We start from the raw sequence: 22,652 nt of genomic DNA on the forward strand, positions 1-22,652 counted from the left end.
CGAGTGTTCGGGCCATGGCCCGAACACTCGAACCCTGCTGCTTCATGCTTGCAATCGTCATGCGTTCTTCAGGCTGCAGTTGTTGGTAACTTCTTTTTTGCATTGGCACACCTTACACGAGCAAGGTGTTGCACTTCAAATTTGATCGCGCCCACTTTAACGCCGTAGTCTATAAGATCACCTACACCTTGTGCATCGTTTCCTCGACCCCCCATAGTCCTTCCGTATCGGCTTCAAAAAAGAGCGTGTCGCCCGCCGTGAAATGGATCGTTGTTTCGGCATCGGACGTGAAGCGGCCGCGCCCCGCCAGGAAGTGCATCACTTCCGCATGTTTCACCGAGCGGCGGTAGGCGCCCGCCGTGCATTCGAAAATGCGGTGTCGATTGCCTCACTGCCCTTGATGACGCACTGCACGCCCGACACGGCGACCGACGAGGTGCCGGGCAGACCCGCCGTACCCCAGTCTTCCAGGTTTTGCAGACTGATGCTATGTTTGATCTGTTGCACCCACGGATTTCTGCAGCACGAACTCACGCTCGGTGCCCTTCGAACATCACGCCGCCCACCGCCGAATATTCGCCCTCGGTGTTTTCTCGCACGATCCAGAAATCGATGTCGCCCGCCTTGCGGCCCGCGAGCGGCGAAGGCACGCCGGCGAAGAGGCGCGCGGGGCGCAGGTTGATGTACTGGTCGAATTCGCGCCGGAACTTCAGCAGCGAGCCCCACAGCGAGATACGGTCAGGCACTGTGTCCGGCCAGCCCACCGCGCCGAACAGAATCGCGTCGGCGGACTGCAATTGGGCTTTCCAGTCGTCCGGCATCATCTTGCCGTGCTTTGCGTAGTACTCGCAGTTCGCCCATTCAATGTGCTGATATTCCAGTTCGATGCAGAAGCGTTTCTTCGCCGTGTCCAGCACGCGAATGGCTTCCGGCATCACCTCGATACCGATGCCGTCGCCGGGTATGACTGCAATGCGATATTTCTTCGACATGCTTTGCTCCTTGCTTGAGGCTGCTGAGCGGTTCGAGAATAGTGATTTTATTCCTGTTGTTTGCGACTAAAATGATCTCTTTAGTTAAGCCACTGTGCACGATTCGTGGACAACTGTGTTGGCGACCAGGCGACCTATGAATATCAACCCGTCACCCGATCTTCCCGATCTGCGTGTGTTTTGCGAAGTGGCGCGCAGATCGAGCTTCAGCGCAGCGGCAGAGGCGCTGTCGGTGTCCGCGGCGTATGTCAGCAAACGCATCAATGTGCTCGAGACGACGCTCGGTACGCGTTTGTTGCATCGTTCCACGCGGCGGGTCGCGATCACGGAAGCGGGTGAGCGGGTCTACACGTGGGCCGAAAGGATTCTCGACGATGTCGATCAACTGGTGGAGGACGTGTCCACGACCCGCCGCATTCCAGGTGGCAAGCTGCGCATTTCCAGCAGTTTCGGCTTCGGCCGGCGCTTCGTTGCGCCCGCGCTTGCGCGCTTTTCCGAACACTATCCCCAACTGAGCGTGCGGCTCGATCTGTTCGACCGTCTCGTCGACGTGGGCGGGGAAGGCTTCGACCTCGATATCCGCATCGGCGACGAGATCGCCCCGCATCTGATTGCCAAACGGCTCGCGTCGAATCACCGCGTGCTGTGCGCATCGCCCGGCTATCTCGCGCGCTACGGTACGCCGCGGCAAGTCGCCGATCTGTCCTCGCACGCGTGTCTCCCGATCAAGGAGCGCGATCATCCCTTCGGTCTATGGCGCTTGACGGTGCGCGGCGAAACGACGTCGATCAAGGTCACGGGACCATTGTCGACCAATCACGGCGAGGTGGCGGTGCAATGGGCATTGGCCGGACGTGGCATCGTGTTGCGTTCGATGTGGGACGTGCGGCCCTTGCTCGACAGCGGCCAGTTGCAGCAGATTCTTCCCGAAGTCGCGCAACCCGCGAACCTGTGGGCGGTGTACCCGGCGCGGCTCGCTCAGTCCGCAAAAGTGCGGGTATGCGTCGACTTCCTAAGCGACGAATTCGCGCAATGGAGGCCTGCGGCTGACGATGCGGCCGGCGTGAACATGGCCGGACCTGCCGCGCGTTAAGCGGCAAGCTCCAGGAGATCACGGGTAAAGCTCACACCTAGTGATGGTTCTGCGAGAACAGTGCTTCGAGCGGGTAGTGACTCTTCACGAATGGCGACTTGATAATCACGTAGCTGAAGTATTTGTCGATGCCGATATCGCGTTCCAGCAGACCTTCCACAAGGTTTTGTCGCGGTAAGGATCGATGGACGAACGATATCCATATGCGAAGTACTACTTATGTTGCGAGCTCGTAGAATTGATCAGCGGCGGACGGATCGGTTCCGCGAGCGCACTTCATCTGTCCTTTCGCGATCACGTGCATAAGCTCAATGCCGGCCAGAAGGATCCGGGCACAGCGAAAATTCTTGAAGCCCAGCATGTGCCGGGTGCGCCGCTTGATCGCCCGATGGTCCTGCTCGACGAGGTTGTTGAGATATTTGGACTGGCGGATCTTGATAGGCGTTTCACGATTAGCATTGATCGCTTCGAGCGCGGCGAGATTGGCACCGCTTTTGTCGATAGTCACCGTCTCGGGCACGCCATTCTGGGCGATCGATTTTTCAAAGTAGCGCTGGGCTTCAGTCTTGTCACGATGGGCGCGCAGCAGGAAATCTTGTGTTGCCATCCTTGTCAACGGCGCGGTAGAGGTATTTCCAGTCGCCCTCGACGCGGAGTGGAGTAAGAGACAGGGCGTAGTCGAACTATTCCCTGCCTCTCCTCCCCGAACCGGACGTGCGCCTCTCAGCGCATCCGGCTCTCCGCTGAAGTGTCGGTCTAATCGAAGGCGACACCATGCTACCGTGCCGCCAGTTTGCTTTGTATTTCACTGGTTATCGAAGGTCTTCACCTCACTACCGTCAGTTAATCAACCAGGCAAACCACTTCAACTGCCTCCCTTCGCCATGTGGCCGGCTTTCCCGACCTCGGACTACTACGGAGGCTCCGCCAGCTTGCACATCATCGGGGGCACACTCCCTTAACAGATGTGCAAGCCTTCCCCAGTTCACATGCTGGACTCAAGCGCACGGGCGAGGCTGCCTGTCGCAGTCTTTATCCTTGCTTGCCGCAAGTCGTCGCGAATACCACGGCCTAGCTGCGCGCTCTCCATGGCTCCCTGCTGATGGGCCTACATATCCAGTCAGCATTCGCGTTGCCGGGCCGTACACATGATCGGCAACGATCCGCGTCCTGCCTGTTAAGCGGCGTAGGCAGGGGTGACGATTCAACCCTCAGATGCGGTTTAACAGGTTCGTGTTCCTCAACCGTCCCATGCTCAGCCTGGAGGCTCATCTTGGCGTAACCGCTTCGCCGCAAGCCCCGTTTCCCACGGACTTCGTCACCTTGCCAGTGTCGGCAAGTCACCGCCGCTTCGGCTCACTTCCTCTCGCAGCAGAAGAAGGGCATGCCCCGGTACTACAACATCAACTTCTCCGGGTTTTTCATTCCAAACATGCTCAAGCAACTTCACCCCCGTGCAGGCAGGCTACGTTGGCTGGGCGTACTGTACGTCTCATCCATGCGGCAGCTCTTTCCAACTGGCCGCTTGCAGCGGCGAAACGCTTTCTCCAGTACCGGCAACAGCTTGAGCGCCCAGCGATGGACGGTCGAATGATCGACTGCGATCCCACGTTCGGCCATCATTTCTTCAAGATGACGCAGACTCAGCGGATACGCGACGTACCAGCGCACGCACCTCAGAATCACCTCCATCGGATAGTGCAAGCGTTTCAGTACTTTGGCCAACGCCGGGTTCAGCGTCTTCATCGATTCTCTCATCGGCGACCTTGTATCGCCGGAGTTCTACCATCCATCTCTTATTGCGACACAACCGCTTACGCGACATCCACTGCACGTTGTACAGGATCACCATGTTCGCGACGAGGTGTTGTACTTGATCACCTTGCGCTGCTCGTGCTGGACAATTTCCGCGATAATGCCTTCGCCGCCGAACATCAGCCACTGCGCGAAGTCGTTGAACTGCTCGCCGGCCGCAGCAGCAAACTGATTCGCGCATCGTGATGCGACGGAAAGCCCTCATCGGTCAGCAACTGTACGAACGCCGTTGCCTGTTCCAGAGAGTGCGGCCACGCTGAGGATGTCGCGCAAAAAACGAGCAACGCGACGGTTCATCGCGACGCTCCGAACCTCTCACGTGTCGCCGAAAGGAGTCTGCTGCTGAATACGGTCCTTTGTTAACGATCAAGCATTCAGTATCGAGGGCCATGTTGTCCCTTTACGTGGCCTTCGCCCGCATCCTTGAACGAGTGCCGAAATAGACAATCGTCGCTCGGGAGATGCTTGGAAATTGCGCTCGGCGCGGTGATGGGCCGCGATCAGCTCACGAAGTGGTGCCGTCCGGAGTTGGCTATCGTAGAGTTCAAGCAGGCGCGCCGTAGCTTCGACTGCACGCGATCCGAGCCTGTAGCGGCATTCGGGGTTTCGGGAAATTGCCAGCCCACCGAGTTCGACGTCGGCGTCGGTATATATGGAAAGATTCCCGTCGCCGAAGCCCGCGTCAAACAAATAGAGAGACGCAAACATCGTTCGAACGATAGTCCCTAGGTGAAATGCGGCGCCGTGCTCAGAAGTCAGAACGATGAGACTCAGATGGTTGCGAAGAGACAGGTCGGTAAGCGTCCGATTGGAGAGCTTGCCTGTCACCGTCTGCGGGATTTTTCGAACACGTGATGCCATGGAGTCGGACGTATTGCAGCACTTGTGCGGCCGGGCACGGGGGTTTGGGCCGCGCTATCGCTGGTTTGTGAATATCTGATCTGTCCCACTGCGCGGGGCATCAGCGCAACGAGGGCTCACCATACGGATGGTGAGAAAATGACATAGATCTTGCGCATCGTATCTTCGACTTCCCATGTGCCATCCGTGTGGGCTTCGAAAAGCAACGTGTCGCCGTCCGTAAAGTGGATCGTGTCTTCGCCGTCAGGCATGAAGCGGCACGGCCGGTGAGAAGGTGCATCACCTCAGCCTGCTTGACAGAGCGCCGATAGGTGCCGGGCGTGCATTCGAAGATGCCCGCGTCGATCGCTTCGCTGCCCGGTATTATCTTCTGCATCCCTGATACCCTGATCTCGGGTGTGCCGGCAAGACCGGCCGTGCCCCAGTCTTCCAGTCCCTGTAATGCGATGCTTTGTTTGATCTGCTGGACTTTCATGTCTCATATCCATCGACGAGTGGAATGAAAAAGAGCTATTGAGGCCTTGCCGAGCGCCGTTCGATCCTGCCAAGCCGTACGACCGTCACGCCCTCGCGCAACTGCCTGAGCGAAGGCATCACGAGAATGCAATCGCGATAGGGCGTGCGCACGGCTTCGCTGTCCGACCAGCCGATCACGCTGCCCGCATCGGGAAATACTTCCAGCCCCGTGTAGTTATCGGCGAAGCGAAAGTCGAGGCTCTTCGCGACAACGGGCTCCGTCACGCGCACGATCTGCATTTCATCGGGCAGCGGCATGCTCCAGTCGTCAGGCAGGTCGGCTGCCTCGACGACACCCGACAACACCAGAAAGCGTGCCGTCACATCGCGCGCAACGGCCACCGCGCCCGTTTCCCAATGCTGGCCGCATTCGATCAAAAGCGCGTTCTTCTCGCTGCGCGGATCGCCGAAGCCTTCGTAATCGCGCATGCGGCGGCTTTCTGGATGACCTTCGTCGCAGATCACGGTGGCGGGCGTGCCAAGTTTTTCCGCCAGCGCGGTGCCTTTGTCGAGCGACCCTGCGACGATCAACGGCTTGCTTTTCTCGTGCATCGAATGCAGGTCAAGCAGCAGATCGACGGTATCGATCACAGGCCGCATCGCGCGTGCGCGGCGCAGTTCGTTCGAATCGAGCGCAGCGTTGTCGAGCGTTTCCGCCGTCCACACGCGGTTGAAATCCCTGTCGACGAAACGTGCGGCGTCGGGGTTCGCCGCATCGAATCGCCGATAGGCTGCAACATTCGCGAAGACGAGCGTCAGACGCCCGCGACGCGGCCGCAATTTCGCGCGCAGCAGCGCATCGACCACGATCGCGCCGCATACCTCGTTGCCATGCGTGAGCGCATTGATCATCACATGCGCTCCGGGCACGCCCGAGTCGAACGTGTGCAGGTAGGGAATGCCGGTCCCGCTGCGTTCGTGCATCGAGATATCGGGGAACGCGACTTCGATCGGATAGGCGGGCGTGCTCATTCGAGTCCACCCTGGCAGAGATATTTGATCGACAGATAGTCGTCGAGCCCATATTTGGACCCTTCGCGGCCATAACCCGATTCTTTCACGCCGCCGAAGGGTGCGGCCTCGCTCGCAAGCGCGCCCTCGTTGATGCCGACGATGCCGGCTTCGAGCCGTCGCGCGACGCGGTCGATGCGGCGCACGTCCTGGCTATAGAAATAAGAGGCGAGGCCAAACGGCGTGTCGTTGGCGGCGCCGATGGCTTCGTCCTCGGTATCGAAGCGAAAAAGCGGCGCCACCGGCCCGAACGTCTCCTCGCAGCTGAGCTGCATCTGCTTGGTTGCGTCCGCCAGCACGGTGGGCGCGTAGTAGTTCGGGCCGAGTTCCGTGAGGCGCCTGCCGCCCGTCAGCACCCGCGCGCCACGGCTCACGGCATCGTCGACGTGTTGGCCGATCTTGTCGATGGCGCGCGCGTTGATCATCGGGCCGATCTGCGCGGCCGCATCGGTGGCGGGTGCGACTTTCAGGGCCGCCACGCGCGTCGTGAGCAGATCGGCGAACTTCTCATACACGCCCGATTGCACGTACACCCGATTCGGGCACACGCAGGTCTGTCCGCCATTGCGGAACTTGGCCGCCATAAGACCGGTTGCGGCCGCGTCCAGGTCGGCGTCGTCGAATACGATGAACGGCGCATTGCCGCCGAGTTCCAGCGAGAGCTTCTTGAGCGTGCCTGCCGACTCGCGAGCCAGATACTTGCCCACCGCGGTCGAGCCGGTGAACGTGATTTTGTGCACGCGGCTGTCGGCGAGCCAGTCGGCCACGGCGGGCACGGCGTTCTCCCGTGATGCCGTGATCAGGTTCAGCACACCCGCCGGCACGCCGGCCTCGTGCGCGAGCAGCACGAGCGCGAGCGCGGTTAGCGGTGTGTCCTCGGCCGGCTTGCCGACGACGGTGCAGCCCACCGCAAGCGCGGGCGCGATCTTGCGCGCGATCATCGCCAGTGGGAAGTTCCAGGGCGTGATCGCAGCGACGATACCCACGGGCTCTTTCACCGCCGTCATGCGCTTGCCGCGCTGCTGGTTCGGAATGATGTCGCCGTAGACGCGCGTGGCTTCCGCGGCGAACCATGCAACATACGAGGCGCCATACAGCACCTCGCCGCGCCCTTCCGCAAGCGGCTTGCCCTGTTCGAGCGAGATGAGTCGGCCGAGTTCGTCGGCATTCTCGATCATCAGGTCGTGCCAGCGGTGCAGCACCGCCGCGCGCTCCTTCGGCAGCGCGTCGCGCCATGCGGGGAAGGCGCGTGCGGCGGCATCCGTCGCGGCGCGCGCGTCGGCGGGCCCACTGTCGGCCACCTCGACGATCCGTTCGCCTGTGGCCGGGTCGGTCACCGCAAAGCGCTTGCCGCTCGCGGCGGGCACCCATTGGCCGTCGATGAAATTATCCGCGCGAATCAGATCGCTCAGTGCATATGTCTTGCTCATCAGAAGCTCCTTTGCAATGTCAGGCAAGCCGTGCGGCAACCGCCTTGCCTACATCCGTCGTGTTTGCGCGCCCGCCGAGGTCGCCCGTATGCGGTCCTTCCTTCAGCACGGCTTCGATCGCAACGAGCATCGCATCGTGGGCCTTGCGCTCGGCGCCCTGACCATTGCCGAGGAAGTCGAGCATCATCGCCGCCGACCAGATCATCGCGACCGGGTTGGCGATGTTCTTGCCGGCGATGTCCGGCGCCGATCCGTGCACGGGCTCGAACAGGGATGGGAACGCGCGGTCCGGGTTCAGATTGCCCGACGGCGCGATGCCGATCGTGCCCGTGCAAGCGGGGCCCAGGTCCGACAGGATGTCGCCAAAGAGATTGGTTGCCACGACGACATCGAAGCGGTCCGGTTGCAGCACGAAGCGCGCGCACAGGATGTCGATGTGCTGCTTGTCCCACGCCACGTCGGGATAAAGCGCGGCAACTTCGGCGGCACGCGCGTCCCACCATGGCATGCTGATCGAAATGCCGTTGCTCTTCGTCGCCACCGTGATCTTCTTCTCCCGGCGCTGTGCGAGATCGAACGCGAACTTCAGCACGCGTTCGGAGCCCTTGCGCGTGAAGATCGACTGCTGCATCACGACTTCGCGCTCGGTGCCTTCGAACATCGTCCCGCCCACCGACGAATACTCGCCCTCGGTGTTCTCGCGCACGATCATGAAGTCGATGTCGCCCGGCTTGCGATTGGCGAGCGGCGACGGCACGCCGTCGAACAGACGCGCGGGACGCAGATTGATGTACTGGTCGAACTCGCGGCGGAACTTCAGCAGCGAGCCCCACAGCGAGACGTGATCGGGCACGGTGTCCGGCCAGCCGACGGCGCCGAACAGGATCGCATCGGCGTTCGCGAGCTGCGCCTTCCAGTCGTCAGGCATCATCTGGCCGTGCTGTGCGTAGTAGTCGCAGCTCGCCCATTCGATATGCGTGTATTCGAGGCCGATGCCGAAACGCTGGCTGACGGCGTCAAGCGCGCGCAGCGCTTCGGGCATTACTTCCTTGCCGATGCCGTCGCCGGGAATCACCGCAATACGGTATGGTCTGCGATTCATGCGAGTCTCCGCTTCAAGTCGTTAGAGATCAATTTCAACAAAGTCAGGTTCGTGTTTTTGATTAGTACCACTACGGATCGACGCAAAGTCACTGCTCGTCGCGAATGGACTGCCGAGGCACGGCGATTTGCGCGCCTCCATTTTGTCGCCGGCAAGGCGAAGGGAAGGGGCCAAGCGGCGGCAACCCGGCAGCTGCGCGTCGAGGCACGCCGTTCCCGTAAGACCAGCGCATGAGCGGTATTGCCGTGCGGCTCGCATGGTGTGTGAGGATTGACGCGGGTTTTCGCAAAGACAGCGCCAGTGGCCCGAACTTTACGCCTTACCGGTCGTTGTGCGAAAAGAGCGTCTCGAGCGGATAGTGCATCTTCACGAACGGCGACTTGATGACCACGTAGCTGAAGTACTTCTCGATGCCAATATTGCGTTCGAGCAGTTGTTCGATAATGTTCTGATAGTGACTGACGCTGCGCGTCACGAACTTGAGCAGGTAATCGTATCCGCCGCTCACCAGATGGCATTCGACAATCTCGTCGACATTGCGGATTGCCGCCACGAACTCGATGAAGTCCTCGCGATGATGGTCGGTGAGTGTCACTTCGGTGAACACCACCTGCACATCGCCGAGCTTTTCCAGCTGGATGTGCGCGCCATATCCAACGATATAACCCGCTTGCTCCAGCCGCTTCACGCGGATCAGGCACGGACTCGGCGATAGACCCACCGCATCGGCAAGCTCGACGTTGGTGATACGGCCGCTCTTTTGCAGTTGCGAAAGTATCCGTAGATCGAGGCGATCGAGCTTGCAGCCGGTGCTCATGGTGATGGTCTCTATGCCACATTTCGAAGTTGTTCCCGATCTTATCACGCAACCGCGCGGTTTGCGGCCTCGGGGCGGGATCGCAGTGCGGCACGCACGTCGGGTTGCGCGAGCACGTCGTCGAGCGTTTTCTCGAGCCGCTCGAACATCAGTTCGAAATCGCTTTCCGAATAGCAAAGCGCAGGCGCGAAGCCAAGCACGTTGTCGCCGAAGGCGCGGAACACCAGGCGGTTCTTATAGGCTGCAGTCGCGATCCGGTCAGGCAGGCCGAGTGACGGATCGAAGCCCTGCTTCGTCCCCTTGTCCGACACGAGTTCGAGCGCGCCGAGCAGCCCCCGGTGACGAGAATCGCCGACGAGCGGATGCGCGAGCAGCGCGTCGAGCCCCTGCGCGAAGCGCGGCGCCTGTGCGACGCCGTTGGCGAGCAGGCCGCCTTCGCGATAAAGCCGTATCACTTCGAGGCCGATCGCGGCGCTCACCGGATGCGCCGAGTAGGTATGGCCATGGCCGATCGCCGCCGACGCATCGCCGCCATCCGCGATGCCCTGGTACACGGCATCGGACATCAGCACGGCGCCCATCGGCGCGTAGCCGGCGGTGAGCCCTTTCGCGACTGTCATCAGGTCAGGCTCGACGTCTTCAGCCTCGCACGCGAACAACGGGCCGGTTCGCCCAAACCCGGTGATGACCTCGTCGGCGACGAACAGAATGTCGAGCTTGCGGCACGCTTCGCGCATCGCCTTGAGCCAGCCGACGGGCGGCACGATCACCCCGCCGGAGCCCTGGATCGGCTCGCAGAAGAACGCCGCGACGTTCTCGGCGCCGAGTGCTGCAACCTTCGCTTCCAGCGCGGCGACCGACGCGGCGATCAGCGCGGCGTCATCCTTGAACGTATTGCGGTACGCATAGGGAGACGCGATGTGATGCTGATTCGGCAGCGGCATGTCGAAGTTCCGATGGAACACCGGCAGCGCAGTCAACCCCGCACCGATCGACGACGAGCCGTGATAGCCGCGCTCGAGCGCGATGATGTGCTTCTTCGATGCACGGCCTGTCGCATTGAAGTAATGCGTGATGAAGCGCAGCGCAGAATCGACGGCGTCGGAGCCGCCGAGCGTGAAATACACGTGCTGCAGCGAAGCAGGCGACAGTTCGACGAGCCTGGCGGCCAACTCGATTGCCGGCCTGGAGCCGAAGTGGAAGTATCCGGTCGCATAGGGCAGGCGCGCCATCTGCTCGCTGGCGGCTCTCACAATGCTTTCCTGCCCGTAACCGACGTTCACGCACCAGAGGCCTGAGAACGCATCGAGCAGTTCGTTGCCCTGAATATCGCGCAGGAACACGCCGTGCGCGGAATCGAGGATGGTTACGCCACGCGCTTCGTGCGCGCGATAGCTGACTACCGGGTGGATCAGATGCCTGCGGTCAGCGTCGATGAGTGATTGAATCGGCATGGTGGGTTCCGTATCGGGGCGGGCTGTGGAGGAATCCATCATACCGGGTGAGCGCATGTGAACGTGCCGTCAAAACATCGCTGTAAAAGCGCAGATGCCGCGTTTTATGATGCGCTCGCAGCATTTTCTGCTGCGGGCGTCCTGGCGGATCTAATAGCCGCGGCTGCGGTCGATTTCACCCAGAAGCGGCTCGCCGGCGCAATGGCGGCGGATGTTGTCGAGCACCACGTCGACCGCAGTGTCGAGCCGCGTCGCGCTCGCGATGTGCGGCGTGATGCGTACCCGCGGATGCCCCCACAGTGCATGCCTGGCAGGCAACGGCTCGGGATCGGTGACGTCGAGGATTGCGTTGCGAAGCTGGCCGCTCGCGAGCGCAGCGAGCAGATCGTCCTGATTCAGATGCGGCCCACGCCCGACGTTCACGAGCGACGCGCCTCGCGGCAACGCAGCGAAGAGCTTCGCGTTCAGGAGTCCGCGCGTCACCTCGGTGAGCGGCAGCAGGCAGACCAGCACATCCGTGCGGGCGAGGAACGCGGTGAGCGCTTCGCTTCCCGCATAGCAATCGATGCCGTCCAGCGTGCGCGGTTTGCGGCTCCAGCCCGCACACGGAAAGCCGAACAGTCGCAAGCGTTCCAGCACGGCGGTGCCGAGCACGCCCAGCCCAAGCACGCCGATGCGCCGCGAGGCGGCCGCGCGCACCGGCATCTCGCGCCACTCGCGTGCCGCCTGGTACTGCGCGTAATCGAACAGATCGCGGTGGATCGTGAGCACCGCCTGGGTCACATACTCGACCATCCCCTGGACGATGCCCGGCTCGATCATGCGCACGACTGGCAGACGCTGCGGCACACGCGACAGATCGAACTGATCGATGCCTGCGCCGACGGAAAACACCACTTCGAGATTGGGCAACATGCGCGCCAGGTCTTCGGGCGGCTGCCAGGCAGCAAGATAGCGAATCGAAGCCGGGTCGCCGATGTCGGGCCACAGGCGAAACTCGATTTCCGGCGCTTTCTGCGCAAAGAGTCGCGCCCATTGTTCGCCGCGCGCCGGATCGGCCTTGTAGAGAAACGTCATCGCGTTAGCAGAGCGCCTGATTGATGATCGCGAATTGCCTCACGTCATCATCGGGGCGCAGCGAGCCGTTGCGCGCCATCTTCGCCACGGTATCGACGCGCACGAGGCCGAGCCCATCGAGCCATTCGGAAAATGCGCTTTCGCCCGGCGTATCGATGCGCACGAACACCCCCTCATTGCGTGCGAGCCAATGGCTGATGAGGGCCTTCGCGCGGCTCGAATCCTCGGAGTCGGGCGCGACCACCGGCCCGATCACGTAGCCGCGTCCGAAGCGCCGGAACAGCGCGAAACCGAGCAGTTCGCCGTCGCGATCCAGCGCGATACCGTCGGAGAGTTCCAGCAGCGACGGCAGCAGCGCACTGCGATCGACGCCGCTCGCACGCGAGGCGAGCGCGATCAGCTGGGGGGTGTCGTTCGCCCCGAGCGGGCGCAGCCGTTCGCCCGGCGGCAGTGAAACCAGCGGTGGCTGAAAGGCGGCGCCCTGGTGCTGATTGATCGTACCGATCTGCGCAAAGCCAAGTTTTTCGTACAGCGGCTTGCCGGCGACGGTGGCGTGAAGCAGCGTGGTTCTGTCGCCCAGTGCTTCGAGCAACAGTTCCATCAGCTTGCGCCCGATGCCGTGCCCTTGGCGTTCAGGCGACACGATCACCATGCCGAGCGAAGCATGGTTGCCTCCGTATTTCCAGCACAGCGCCGTGCCGACGACACCGCTTGCGTCTTCGGCGACGAACCCCTCGCCCGCCTGCGCGACGAAGCGCCAATCATCCACGCGATGCGGCCAGTTGATCTGGCTCGATAGCGCATAAGCCGCGGCGAGGTCGTTGTCGGTGAAGGGCCGATATGAGAGCGCGAGCTTCTCCGTGCGGGTTTCCGTTGGGTCGGACATGCCGGCCTCCTTGCAAAAAATCACGCCGCCACTCTCGCATTACGATGCGGCGTTGTCTACGACCTTGACTGAGCTCGCGCAAATTCGATGCAAAACGCGCTGTTGCGGCATTCAAAACCCGCGCGATCTGCTGAATCGCGCTTTTTGTCAGTGACATATGCGGACCCGCCGGGCATATGATTTCTTCGACATTCACAGCATGAATCAAAGGGAACGGGAGACTCAAATGGACAGTTTCGATCCGGGCAAGATCGTGGTGCGCAGGGGACACTTCATCGGCGGGCGCTATGTCGATGAAGGTACTCAGCGGATCGACGTGGCGCGGCCGTCCGATGGCGTCGTCTATGCCACAGTGCCGCTCGCCGATGCCGCTATGATCGACCGTGCCGTAGAGAACTCGCGGGCCGCGTTCAAGACGAGCGGCTGGGCCAGCATGGCGCCGCGCGAGCGCGCCGGCATCCTGCGCCGCTTCGCGGACCTGGTTGCCGCCGACACTGAAACGCTCGCCCCGCTCGAAGCGCTCGGCTCGACACGCCCGGTCCGTGATGCGTTCGCCTGGGACGTGCCGTTCACGGCCGAAGGCATCCGCTTTTACGCGGAGTTCGCGGACAAGATCGGCGGCGACGTGGCAGCAACCGATCACGACCATCTGGGCATGACGATCGCCGAGCCGTATGGCGTGATCGCCGCGATTGCGCCGTGGAATTTTCCGCTGGTAATGGCGTCGTGGAAGATCGCGCCCGCGCTGGCGGCGGGCAACGCGGTAGTGCTGAAGCCTTCGGAGATGACGCCGTTTTCGGCACTGCGCCTGGCCGAACTCGCGGTCGCCGCGGGCGTGCCGGCGGGCATCTTCAACGTTGTGCAGGGCGACGGCCGCACCACGGGCGACGCGCTCGTGCGGCACCCGCGCATCGGCAAGGTGACGTTCACCGGCTCCACCCGCACGGGCGCGGCAATCATGGCCGCGTGCGCCGAGAGCGGCACCAAGCCCGTTACGCTCGAGCTGGGCGGCAAGAGCCCGCAACTCGTTTTCGCGGACGCGCCGCGCCTTGACGACGTGGCGCGCCGCATCGCCGGTGCGATCTCGGGCAACGCAGGACAGGTGTGCAACGCGGGCTCGAGGCTGCTGGTCGAACGCTCGATTGCGGACGAACTGACCGCACGAATCCAGCAGGTGTTCGCGGAGCTAAGGGCTGGCGCGACCTGGCGGCCGGACACCACGCTGGCACCGATCATCTCCGAGGCACAGGCAGCGCGCGTCGAAGCGATTGTGGAGCGCACCATCAAGCATGGCGCGACTCTGTGCTACGGCGGCAAACGCATGGACGGCGGAATGTCCGGCGCGTTCTACTCGCCGACGATTCTTGCCGACGTCACGCAGCAATCCGAAGCCGTGCGCGAGGAAGTGTTCGGGCCCGTGCTCACGGTGCAAACCTTCGATACGGACGACGAGGCGCTCGAACTCGCCCAGCACGCCGACTACGGTCTCGCGGCGGGCGTGCATACCGCGGACATCGGCCGCGCGCTGCGCTTCGTGCGTGGCATCGAAGCGGGCACGGTGTGGGTCAACCGCTACGGACGAACCAGCGACTTCATCATCCCGACGGGCGGCTACAAGCGCTCCGGTATCGGCAAGGATCTCGGTCGGCAGGCTTACGAAGCGAATCTGCGTTTCAAGAGTGTGCTGATCGACATGCGGTCGTGATCTTGTTCTGTGGTCCGAGAGACGGCGGATCGGAATCGCACGCGCTCGACAGGGCGATCGACGGTGCGTCCGTCTCTCCGACAATGGCTGTGAGCACGGTTGGTGGACGCCTTGCAGGCGCTGCGGCAGTTTCATCCTGACTCGCACGAGGCATTGCAGCCATGGTTCATCCAACGTGATTTGCCCGGGCACATTGCAGTGCGTTCGACCGTCTCGATGGAACCTTCACTCAGTACAAACCCGACACAGCAACCGTCTCGGGCCATTCACCGCAGACTGTGCTGTTAGAGTCCCTAACAACAGATGGATTGTGTTTTTTGCCCACTCAAATCAGCGACACCCTGACTTTTTGCGCTGGTTAAATACTCGACAGGAAGAAGGTTTCTTTTACTCGCCACCGAACTTCAACGTTCACCTTACGATAGGACTATCACCATGATCGATTTCGAGCCGAAGTACATCACCTTTGACTGCTATGGCACGCTGACGAAGTTCCGCATGGCCGAGCTGGCTCGCGAGATTTACGGGGACCGTTTGCAAGGTGCGCAGATGGAGAGGTTCGTCGCGTTCTTCGCCGGCTATCGGCTCGATGAAGTGCTCGGTGCATGGAAGCCATATCGCGACGTGGTCGTGAATTCGGTGCGCCGCACGTGCCAGCGGATGGGCGTTGCATTCAACGAGAGCGAGGCCGAGAAGTTCTATCTGGCCGTACCGACCTGGGGCCCGCACCCGGACGTCCCGGAAGGTCTCTCGCGGCTCGCGAAGAAGTACAAGCTCGTGGCTCTGTCGAATGCCTCGGACGACCAGATCCAGAGCAACGTCGACAAGCTCGGTGCGCCGTTCCATAAGGTGTTCACCGCGCAGCAGGCGCAGTCGTACAAGCCGCGCATGCAAGGCTTCGAGTACATGTTCGACCAGTTGGACTGCAATCCGGAAGACGTGCTGCACGTGTCGTCGAGCTTGCGCTACGACCTGATGACCGCGCACGACCTGGGTGTGAAGCACAAGGCGTTCATCAACCGAGGCCACGAACCGTCCACGCCGTATTACGACTACTACGAGGTCAACGACATCGGCGGTCTTGCCACGCTGCTTGGCCTCTGAGCACGCATCCGGGAACGCCACTGCGCACGCCATTGCCATACCGAGGACGCACGATGAAGCTCGATTCCTACTGGCTCGACACCGCGCCAGCCTGCCGCGCGGTGAGCGAGGGACCGGCCGAAGGTCCCGTCGATGTCGCGGTGATCGGCGGCGGCTTTACGGGCCTCTCGGCGGCGCTGGCGCTCGCGAAGCGCGGCGCGGCGGTTGCCGTGCTCGAGGCGGGCCGCATCGGCGGCGGCGCCTCGGGGCGCAACGGCGGCCAGTGCAACACCGGCGTGGCGCAGGATTACGTCGCGCTTCATGCGCAGCTCGGCGCAGAGCGCGCCCGTGGCTGTTACCAGGCGTATGCCGCAGCGGTCTCTACGGTGGAGCGCCTGATCCGCGAGGAGCAGATCGACTGCGACTACCTCGCTTCGGGCAAGCTGAAACTCGCGTCGAAGCCGCATCATCTGGCGCACCTCGAAAAGACCGCCGAACTGATCCGTCGTGAGGTCGACGTCGATGTCGAGCTGATCGGCGGCGAGCGCATCCGCAGCGAAGTCGGCTCGGACAATTTCTACGGCGGCTTGCTGCAAAAGCGCGGCGGCCAGATGCACATGGGCAAGTTCGCCGTGGGGCTGGCGAACGCGGCGGCCCGCAGCGGCGCGCGGCTTTTCGACAAGGCAGAAGTGACGCGCATCGAAAAGGAAGGCGGCGCCCATCGCATCGTATCGGCGCGCGGCGAACTGCGCGCGAGCCAGGTGCTGATCGCGACGGGGCCGTCGCGCCATGGGCCGTTCGGATGGTATCGGCGGCGCATGGCGCCAGTCGGTTCGTTCATCGTCGTGACCGAACCGTTGCCGGCGGCGGAGCTCGCGCAGCTTTTGCCGAACCGTCGTTCCTATGTGACGAGCCGCCTGATGCACAACTACTTTCGCGTGACGCCGGACTCACGGCTTCTCTTTGGGGGACGGGCGCGCTTCACGGCATCGGAGCAACCGTCTGACGCGAAGAGCGGGCGCATCCTGAAGGCGAACCTCGCGCAGATGTTCCCGAGCCTCGCGAATGCGCGCATCGACTATTGCTGGGGCGGGCTGGTCGATATCACGGCGGACCGCCTGCCGCGCGCAGGCCAGCACGACGGCATCTACTTTTCGATGGGCTACAGCGGCCACGGCACGCAGATGTCGACGCACATGGGCCAGGTCATGGCCGACGTGATGGGCGGCGATGCCGCAGCGAACCCATGGCGCGACTTCGCCTGGCCGGCGATTCCGGGCCATACGGGCAAGCCGTGGTTTTTGCCGCTGGTAGGCGCCTATTATCAGATCAAAGATGTCTTTTATTGACCAGACAGACAGCGTTCCAGCTGCCTAATCCCAAGACCGTCTTATGCGGAGGAGATCATGAAAATGGATAAATCGCCCGAAGTCCAGCTCGAAGAACTGACGCGGCGCGGCGCCTCCCGGCGCGACGTCCTCCGCGCGCTCGCCGCGGGCGGACTGATGTCGCTGACGGGCGCGGGACTTCTCGCCAGGACCGGCACGGCTTTCGCGCAGGGCAAGCCGAAGCAGGGCGGCAAGATCCGCGTGGCGACGCAGTCTGCGTCGACCGCCGACACGCTTGACCCCGCGAAGGGCGCGCTCAGTACGGACTATGTGCGCGACAATATGTTCTACAATGGTCTGACCGAACTCGACTCACACCTTGGAGCGAAAATGGCGCTCGCCCAATCGGTGGAGACGAAGGACGCGGCGGTCTGGGTCGTGACGCTGAGAAAAGGCGTGCAGTTCCACGACGGCAAGCCGCTCACACCCGCCGACGTCGTCTATTCGATCATGCGCCACAAGGACCCGGCCACTGCATCGAAGGCGAAGACGCTCGCCGACCAGATCAAGGACGTGAAGGCCACCGGCCCGAACGAAGTGACGATCACGCTGGAGGGGGCGAACGCCGACCTGCCCGTCATCCTTGCCACGTCGCACTTCATGATCATCAAGGACGGCACGAAGGATTTCAAAACGGCTATAGGTACCGGTCCCTTCAAGGTGAAGGAATTCTCGCCCGGCGTGCGTACGGTCGGCGTGCGTAACGAGAACTACTGGAAGACGGGTCTGCCGCATCTCGACGAGATCGAACTGATCGGCATTGGCGACGAACCGTCGCGCGTCAACGCGCTGCTGTCGGGCGACGTGCAACTGATCAACGCGGTAACCCCCACCTCGACCGAGCGCATCAAGAGCACGCCGGGCTTTGCGGTGCTGGAAACCAAGACGGGCGCGTATACGGACCTGATCATGCGCGACGAAGGAGGCATTACCGGCAACGAGGATTTCCGTCGCGGCATGAAGTACCTGCTGGACCGCGAGCAGATCCGCCGTACGGTGTTCCGGGGCTACGGAGCGATCGGCAACGATCAGCCGATCGATCCGACCAATAAGTACTATCTCGCGGGCCTGCCGCAGCGGGCGTTCGATCCGGACAAGGCGAAGTTTTATTTCCAGAAGGCCAAGCTCGGCAGCGCGCCGCTGCAGGTCTTCGCGTCCCCGGCCGCGGACGGTTCGGTCGACATGGCGATGCTGCTCCAGCAGGTCGCACCGCAGGCGGGCCTCAACCTGCAGGTCAGCCGCGTGCCAGCGGACGGCTACTGGTCGAATCACTGGATGAAACATCCGCTCGGCTACGGCAACATCAACGCGCGTCCTAGCGCCGACGTGCTGTTCACGCAGTTCTTCAAGTCCGACGCGCCGTGGAACGAAGCGAACTGGAAGAACCCGAAGTTCGACCAGATGCTGCTGGCCGCGCGCGGCGAGCCCGACGACACGAAGCGCAAGAAGATCTATGGGGACATGCAGGCGCTGGTGCATGAAAGCGGCGGCGTCGGCATTCCGCTCTTCAACAGCTCGCTCGATGCCCACACGGCGAAGCTCCAGGGTCTCGGCTCGATTCCGCTTGCCGGGCTAATGGGCTTTGCGTTCGCCCAGTACGTCTGGCTCGAAGCGTAAAGCGGTTCGTTTGGTGCGATGGCGCGCCATGGGTTCGCGCCATCGGTTTTAGCCCAGGAGGCAATCTTGAAAGCACACGCGCAACGACTCATCGCCGCGCGCCTTGGCCTCGCGCTGCTCACACTGCTGATCGTGTCGGCGCTGGTGTTCGCGCTCACCGGCCTGTTGCCAGGTGACGCGGCGCAGCAGGCGCTCGGCCAGGCCGCAACGCCCGCGCAGGTCGCGGCGCTGCGTCACCAGTTTGGCCTCGACCAGCCCGCGCTGCAGCGTTACTTCCACTGGCTCGTGCATGCCGTGAGCGGCAGCTTCGGCACGTCGCTGTCGAACAACCTGCCCGTGAGGGAGCTGATCGCGACGCGCCTGCCAAATACGCTCATGCTCGCAGGGCTGACGGCCGCTGTCTCGGTCCCGGTTGCGCTAACGATTGGCATCCTGTCGGCGATGTATCGCGGCTCGCTGCTCGACCGCGTCCTTAATGTGCTGACGTTGGCGACCGTCGCGGTGCCCGAGTTTCTGATTGCGACGATCGCCGTGCTGATCTTCGCTGTGAGGCTGCGCTGGCTGCCGGCGCTATCGTACCTGTCCGACGTGACGTCATTCGGCGCGCTGCTGCGCATCTACGCGATGCCCGTGATGACGCTGTGCTGCGTGCTCGTTGCACAGATGGCGCGCATGACGCGCGCTGCGGTGCTCGATCAGCTGAATGCATCGTACGTCGAGATGGCCATCCTGAAGGGCGCATCGCCGATGCGCGTCGTGCTGCGCCATGTGCTGCCCAACACGATTGGCCCGATTGCCAACGCGGTTGCCCTCTCCCTGTCGTACCTGTTCGGCGGCGTCGTGATCGTCGAGTCGATTTTCAACTATCCCGGCCTGGCCAGCCTGATGGTCGATGCCGTCACAAACCGCGACATGCCGCTCGTGCAGGGCTGCGTGATGGTGTTCTGCGTCGCGTATCTGGGGCTCGTGCTAATCGCCGACCTATGTCAAATCGTATCCAACCCGAGGTTGCGTCAACGATGAACCGACCTGCCACCCAATCCCGTGCCGCTACCGCGCTTTACGCGGTTTCGGAGAACGACGCTCCACAAGGCGACCCCAGCCTGCAGGAACCGTTACCCCAAGTCACCGCCAGGCGGCGCAGTGTGCTGCAACGTCTGGTCAGACGCTTCTCGGTGCTCGGCCTGCTCGGCCTTGTGATCGTGGTGTTCTGGCTCGCCGTCGCGTTTCTGGGACCGCTCGTCGCGCCGTATAAGGGCGGGGCGATCACATCGACCGAGATTTTCGGCTCGTATAGCGCGGCGCATCTGCTCGGAACCGACTATCTGGGCCGCGATCTGCTGAGCCGCGTGCTGTACGGCACCCAGTACACGGTTGGCCTGGCGCTCGCGTCGGCGGTGCTCGCCAGCAGTATCGGCACATTCTTCGGGCTGCTCGCCGCCGTGTCCGGACGCTGGGTCGACGAGGTCCTGAGCCGTCTGTTCGACGCCGTGATCTCGATTCCGAGCAAGGTGCTCGCGCTCGTCGTGGTCGCCGCGTTCGGCTCGTCGATCCCGATACTGCTGGGGGTCGCTGCGTTTGCCTACATTCCCGGTGCGTTCCGCATCTCGCGCTCGCTTGCCGTCAACCTGATGACGCTCGAATACGTGCAGGTCGCGAGGGCGCGCGGCGAAGGGCTTTTCTACATCGCGCGCGTCGAAGTGCTGCCCAACATGATTCATCCGATGCTCGCCGACTTCGGCCTGCGCTTCGTGTTCATCGTGCTGCTGCTGAGCGGCCTGAGCTTTCTCGGCCTGGGCGTGCAGCCGCCCAATGCCGACTGGGGCTCGCTCGTGCGCGAGAACATCGGCGGTCTCTCGGAAGGCGCGCCGGCCGTGCTGATGCCGGCCATCGCGATTGCAACGCTGACCGTCGGCGTGAACCTCTTGATCGACAACCTGCGGCGCCGTGGTGGCCGTGGACAGGGAGCCGCGTGATGAACATGATCGAAGTGAAAGGCCTGCGCGTCGTCGCTGGCGCGGCGCCGGACCCGGTCGTCGAGATCGTCAAGGGCGTCGATTTCTCCGTGAAGAAGGGCGAGGTGCTCGCGCTGATCGGCGAGTCGGGCTCGGGCAAGACCACGATCGCGCTGTCGCTGCTCGGTCACGCACGCATGGGCTGTTCGATTGCGGGCGGATCGGTGCGCATCGGCGACGTCGAAGTGCTGTCGCTCGATGCGCCCGGACGCCGCGCGCTTCGGGCACGCAAGGTGGCCTACGTGGCGCAGAGCGCGTCGGCGGGTTTCAATCCGTCGAGAACGATCATCGATCAGGTCACCGAACCCGCGCTGCTGCACAAGCTGATGACGCCGGCTGCTGCACGCGCGAAGGCGGTCGCGCTGTTTCGTTCGCTGGCGTTGCCTTCGCCGGAGACGATCGGCGCGCGCTATCCGCATCAGGTGTCGGGCGGCCAGTTGCAGCGCGTGATGGCGGCCATGGCGCTGATCACCGATCCATCCGTCGTCGTGTTCGACGAACCGACGACCGCGCTGGACGTGACCACGCAGATCGAAGTGCTGGCGGCGTTCAAGAAGGTGATTCGCGAACTCGGCACGACCGCCGTGTATGTGTCGCACGACCTTGCCGTGGTCGCCCAGATGGCGGACCGCATCGTCGTGCTGAACGGCGGCGCCGTGCGCGAGAACGGCACGACGGCGCAGGTGCTCGATGCGCCCGCCGACGACTATACGCGCCAGTTACTGGCCGCGACGCGACGGCCGGAACCGGAGATCGCTGCGGCACCCAACGAAGCCGCGCCGCCGATCCTCGAAATCCGCGGGCTGCACGCGGGCTACGGACGCATCGGTCGTGATGGCATTCCGGCCGTGTGCGTGCTGGACGATGTGAGTCTGACGATCCCGCGCGGTTCCGCGCTCGGTGTGATCGGCGAGTCGGGCTCGGGCAAAACGACGCTCGCGCGCGTGGTCGCGGGTCTGGTGGAACGGGCGCGCGGTGAAGTGCTGCTCGACGGCGTGCCGCTGCCGTCCAAGCTGTCCGATCGCACGCTGGATCAATTCCGGCGCGTGCAGATCGTGTTCCAGAATGCCGACACGGCGCTCAACCCGAGCCGCACGATCGCCGACATCCTCGCCCGGCCGATGAACTTCTATCACGGCCTGCGCGGTGCGGCGGCGCAAAAACGCATGTTCGAACTGCTGGATCTGGTGAAATTGCCGGCCACTATCGCGAAGCGCCAGCCGGGTGGGTTGTCGGGCGGGCAGAAGCAGCGCGTGAATCTGGCGCGCGCGCTGGCCGCCGATCCCGCGCTGATCCTGTGCGACGAGGTCACTTCGGCGCTCGATACGGTCGTCGGGGCTGCGGTGCTCGATCTGCTCGCAGAACTGCGGCGCGAACTGGGCGTGTCGTATATGTTCATCAGCCACGATATCTCGACCGTACGCGCGGTCTGTGACGAAGTGATCGTGCTCTACGCCGGAAGGCGCGTGGAAGCGGGTCAGCGGGACGTTCTCGCGGCGCCGCCTTATCACCCGTACACCGGCCTGCTGGTCGACTCGGTACCGGCATTGCAACCCGGCTGGCTCGATGCGCGGCGCGCGCTCACGCTTGCCCAACTACCGGCAATGGGACCGTCGAGCGAAAACAACGCGCTGTGCAGCTTCCGCTCGCGCTGCCGGATGCGCATCGACGGCCAGTGCAACCTCACGCCGCCGCCGCTCAAAAAGCTGCCATCCGGCGCCGAGATTCTTTGTCACCACTCGGCTGCGGAACTCAGCCGCATGCAGACCACTGGGACGGTAGCCGCATGA

The 22,652-nt window shown here is 63.0% G+C and carries 17 protein-coding genes and 7 pseudogenes; 9 read left to right on the forward strand and 15 right to left on the reverse strand.

From position 1 onward, the window contains the following. The 3 genes and pseudogenes from HWY30_RS42550 to HWY30_RS31935 form a co-directional block, all read right to left on the reverse strand. Positions 1-103: helix-turn-helix domain-containing protein (locus tag HWY30_RS42550; protein ID WP_176078942.1), on the reverse strand; the 103-nt coding region annotated here is incomplete at its 3' end. Positions 104-181: 78 nt separating this feature from the next. Next, positions 182-507 (reverse strand): annotated as a pseudogene (locus HWY30_RS31930) (cupin domain-containing protein). A 1-nt stretch (position 508) separates the two neighbouring features. Further along, positions 509-992: pseudogene (locus tag HWY30_RS31935) on the reverse strand (isocitrate/isopropylmalate family dehydrogenase); the annotation flags it as partial. Between the two features lie 142 nt (positions 993-1,134). Here HWY30_RS31935 and HWY30_RS31940 point away from each other — a divergent pair. Further along, positions 1,135-2,085, forward strand: a complete 951-nt coding sequence (locus tag HWY30_RS31940; RefSeq protein ID WP_090812638.1) for a LysR substrate-binding domain-containing protein — start codon at positions 1,135-1,137, stop codon at positions 2,083-2,085. A gap of 37 nt (positions 2,086-2,122) precedes the next feature. On the opposite strand, the pseudogene HWY30_RS31945 reads toward HWY30_RS31940, so the two are convergent. From HWY30_RS31945 to HWY30_RS41995, 4 pseudogenes are all read right to left on the reverse strand, one after another. Continuing rightward, positions 2,123-2,284 (reverse strand): annotated as a pseudogene (locus HWY30_RS31945) (Lrp/AsnC family transcriptional regulator); the annotation flags it as partial. Positions 2,285-2,302: 18 nt separating this feature from the next. Further along, positions 2,303-2,747, reverse strand: a pseudogene (locus tag HWY30_RS31950) (IS6 family transposase); the annotation flags it as partial. Positions 2,748-3,570: 823 nt separating this feature from the next. After that, positions 3,571-3,831 (reverse strand): annotated as a pseudogene (locus HWY30_RS31955) (IS6 family transposase); the annotation flags it as partial. Between the two features lie 70 nt (positions 3,832-3,901). Then, positions 3,902-4,050, reverse strand: a pseudogene (locus HWY30_RS41995) (Tn3 family transposase); the annotation flags it as partial. 315 nt (positions 4,051-4,365) lie between these two features. On the opposite strand from HWY30_RS41995, the gene HWY30_RS31960 reads away from it, so the two are divergent. Beyond that, on the forward strand, positions 4,366-4,629 hold the full coding sequence (locus tag HWY30_RS31960; protein ID WP_090812478.1) for a hypothetical protein: 264 nt from the start codon (positions 4,366-4,368) through the stop codon (positions 4,627-4,629). Between the two features lie 248 nt (positions 4,630-4,877). Here HWY30_RS31960 and HWY30_RS31965 read toward each other — a convergent pair. From HWY30_RS31965 to HWY30_RS32000, 8 genes and pseudogenes are all read right to left on the reverse strand, one after another. Further along, positions 4,878-5,236: pseudogene (locus tag HWY30_RS31965) on the reverse strand (cupin domain-containing protein). Positions 5,237-5,271: 35 nt separating this feature from the next. Then, entirely contained in the window at positions 5,272-6,249 is a 978-nt protein-coding gene (locus tag HWY30_RS31970) for a M14 family metallopeptidase (protein WP_090812477.1), read from the reverse strand. Further along, a complete protein-coding gene (locus HWY30_RS31975) occupies positions 6,246-7,718 on the reverse strand; it encodes an NAD-dependent succinate-semialdehyde dehydrogenase (protein ID WP_090812476.1) in 1,473 nt (490 codons plus the stop codon). Before HWY30_RS31975 ends, HWY30_RS31970 begins: the two co-directional genes overlap by 4 nt. Before the next feature lie 19 nt (positions 7,719-7,737). Continuing rightward, positions 7,738-8,820 carry a tartrate dehydrogenase gene (locus HWY30_RS31980; protein ID WP_090812475.1) on the reverse strand — a complete coding sequence of 361 codons (1,083 nt, stop codon included), beginning with the start codon at positions 8,818-8,820 and terminating at the stop codon, positions 7,738-7,740. A 319-nt stretch (positions 8,821-9,139) separates the two neighbouring features. Then, positions 9,140-9,637 carry an Lrp/AsnC family transcriptional regulator gene (locus HWY30_RS31985; protein ID WP_090812474.1) on the reverse strand — a complete coding sequence of 166 codons (498 nt, stop codon included), beginning with the start codon at positions 9,635-9,637 and terminating at the stop codon, positions 9,140-9,142. 44 nt (positions 9,638-9,681) lie between these two features. Beyond that, the gene (locus HWY30_RS31990) at positions 9,682-11,091 is read right to left on the reverse strand and encodes an aspartate aminotransferase family protein (RefSeq protein WP_090812473.1); all 1,410 of its coding nucleotides are present in this window, start codon (positions 11,089-11,091) and stop codon (positions 9,682-9,684) included. Positions 11,092-11,241: 150 nt separating this feature from the next. Then, positions 11,242-12,168: a 2-hydroxyacid dehydrogenase gene (locus tag HWY30_RS31995; protein ID WP_090812472.1), complete on the reverse strand. Its 927-nt coding sequence runs from the start codon at positions 12,166-12,168 to the stop codon at positions 11,242-11,244. Between the two features lie 4 nt (positions 12,169-12,172). After that, complete coding sequence (locus tag HWY30_RS32000) at positions 12,173-13,054, reverse strand: GNAT family N-acetyltransferase (RefSeq protein ID WP_090812637.1); 882 nt, start codon at positions 13,052-13,054, stop codon at positions 12,173-12,175. 226 nt (positions 13,055-13,280) lie between these two features. On the opposite strand from HWY30_RS32000, the gene HWY30_RS32005 reads away from it, so the two are divergent. The 7 genes from HWY30_RS32005 to HWY30_RS32035 all read left to right on the forward strand — a co-directional run bounded on the left by HWY30_RS32005 (position 13,281) and on the right by HWY30_RS32035 (position 22,652). Then, positions 13,281-14,759 (forward strand): aldehyde dehydrogenase family protein, encoded by a 1,479-nt coding sequence (locus HWY30_RS32005; RefSeq protein ID WP_090812471.1) that lies wholly within the window; start codon positions 13,281-13,283, stop codon positions 14,757-14,759. Positions 14,760-15,194: 435 nt separating this feature from the next. After that, positions 15,195-15,863: a haloacid dehalogenase type II gene (locus HWY30_RS32010; protein ID WP_090812470.1), complete on the forward strand. Its 669-nt coding sequence runs from the start codon at positions 15,195-15,197 to the stop codon at positions 15,861-15,863. A 53-nt stretch (positions 15,864-15,916) separates the two neighbouring features. Beyond that, a complete protein-coding gene (locus HWY30_RS32015; protein ID WP_090812469.1) occupies positions 15,917-17,191 on the forward strand; it encodes an NAD(P)/FAD-dependent oxidoreductase in 1,275 nt (424 codons plus the stop codon). A 57-nt stretch (positions 17,192-17,248) separates the two neighbouring features. Next, positions 17,249-18,847, forward strand: a complete 1,599-nt coding sequence (locus HWY30_RS32020) for an ABC transporter substrate-binding protein (RefSeq protein WP_090812468.1) — start codon at positions 17,249-17,251, stop codon at positions 18,845-18,847. Between the two features lie 66 nt (positions 18,848-18,913). Next, a complete protein-coding gene (locus HWY30_RS32025) occupies positions 18,914-19,870 on the forward strand; it encodes an ABC transporter permease (RefSeq protein WP_090812467.1) in 957 nt (318 codons plus the stop codon). After that, entirely contained in the window at positions 19,867-20,823 is a 957-nt protein-coding gene (locus HWY30_RS32030; protein ID WP_090812466.1) for an ABC transporter permease, read from the forward strand. Before HWY30_RS32025 ends, HWY30_RS32030 begins: the two co-directional genes overlap by 4 nt. Continuing rightward, positions 20,823-22,652: an ABC transporter ATP-binding protein gene (locus HWY30_RS32035; protein WP_090812465.1), complete on the forward strand. Its 1,830-nt coding sequence runs from the start codon at positions 20,823-20,825 to the stop codon at positions 22,650-22,652. The genes HWY30_RS32030 and HWY30_RS32035 overlap by 1 nt, the downstream gene beginning before the upstream one ends.

Source organism: Paraburkholderia tuberum STM678 (assembly GCF_902833905.1).
Lineage (GTDB): Bacteria > Pseudomonadota > Gammaproteobacteria > Burkholderiales > Burkholderiaceae > Paraburkholderia > Paraburkholderia tuberum.

Coding starts and splice junctions, on each gene's coding strand:
- HWY30_RS32015 (WP_090812469.1), top strand. CDS start 15,917: ATGAAGCTCGATTCCTACTGGCTCGACACCGCGCCAGCCTGCCGCGCG.
- HWY30_RS31980 (WP_090812475.1), bottom strand. CDS start 8,820: ATGAATCGCAGACCATACCGTATTGCGGTGATTCCCGGCGACGGCATC.
- HWY30_RS31985 (WP_090812474.1), bottom strand. CDS start 9,637: ATGAGCACCGGCTGCAAGCTCGATCGCCTCGATCTACGGATACTTTCG.
- HWY30_RS32030 (WP_090812466.1), top strand. CDS start 19,867: ATGAACCGACCTGCCACCCAATCCCGTGCCGCTACCGCGCTTTACGCG.
- HWY30_RS32010 (WP_090812470.1), top strand. CDS start 15,195: ATGATCGATTTCGAGCCGAAGTACATCACCTTTGACTGCTATGGCACG.
- HWY30_RS32035 (WP_090812465.1), top strand. CDS start 20,823: ATGAACATGATCGAAGTGAAAGGCCTGCGCGTCGTCGCTGGCGCGGCG.
- HWY30_RS31995 (WP_090812472.1), bottom strand. CDS start 12,168: ATGACGTTTCTCTACAAGGCCGATCCGGCGCGCGGCGAACAATGGGCG.
- HWY30_RS31990 (WP_090812473.1), bottom strand. CDS start 11,091: ATGCCGATTCAATCACTCATCGACGCTGACCGCAGGCATCTGATCCAC.
- HWY30_RS31975 (WP_090812476.1), bottom strand. CDS start 7,718: ATGAGCAAGACATATGCACTGAGCGATCTGATTCGCGCGGATAATTTC.
- HWY30_RS31970 (WP_090812477.1), bottom strand. CDS start 6,249: ATGAGCACGCCCGCCTATCCGATCGAAGTCGCGTTCCCCGATATCTCG.
- HWY30_RS32020 (WP_090812468.1), top strand. CDS start 17,249: ATGAAAATGGATAAATCGCCCGAAGTCCAGCTCGAAGAACTGACGCGG.
- HWY30_RS32005 (WP_090812471.1), top strand. CDS start 13,281: ATGGACAGTTTCGATCCGGGCAAGATCGTGGTGCGCAGGGGACACTTC.
- HWY30_RS32000 (WP_090812637.1), bottom strand. CDS start 13,054: ATGTCCGACCCAACGGAAACCCGCACGGAGAAGCTCGCGCTCTCATAT.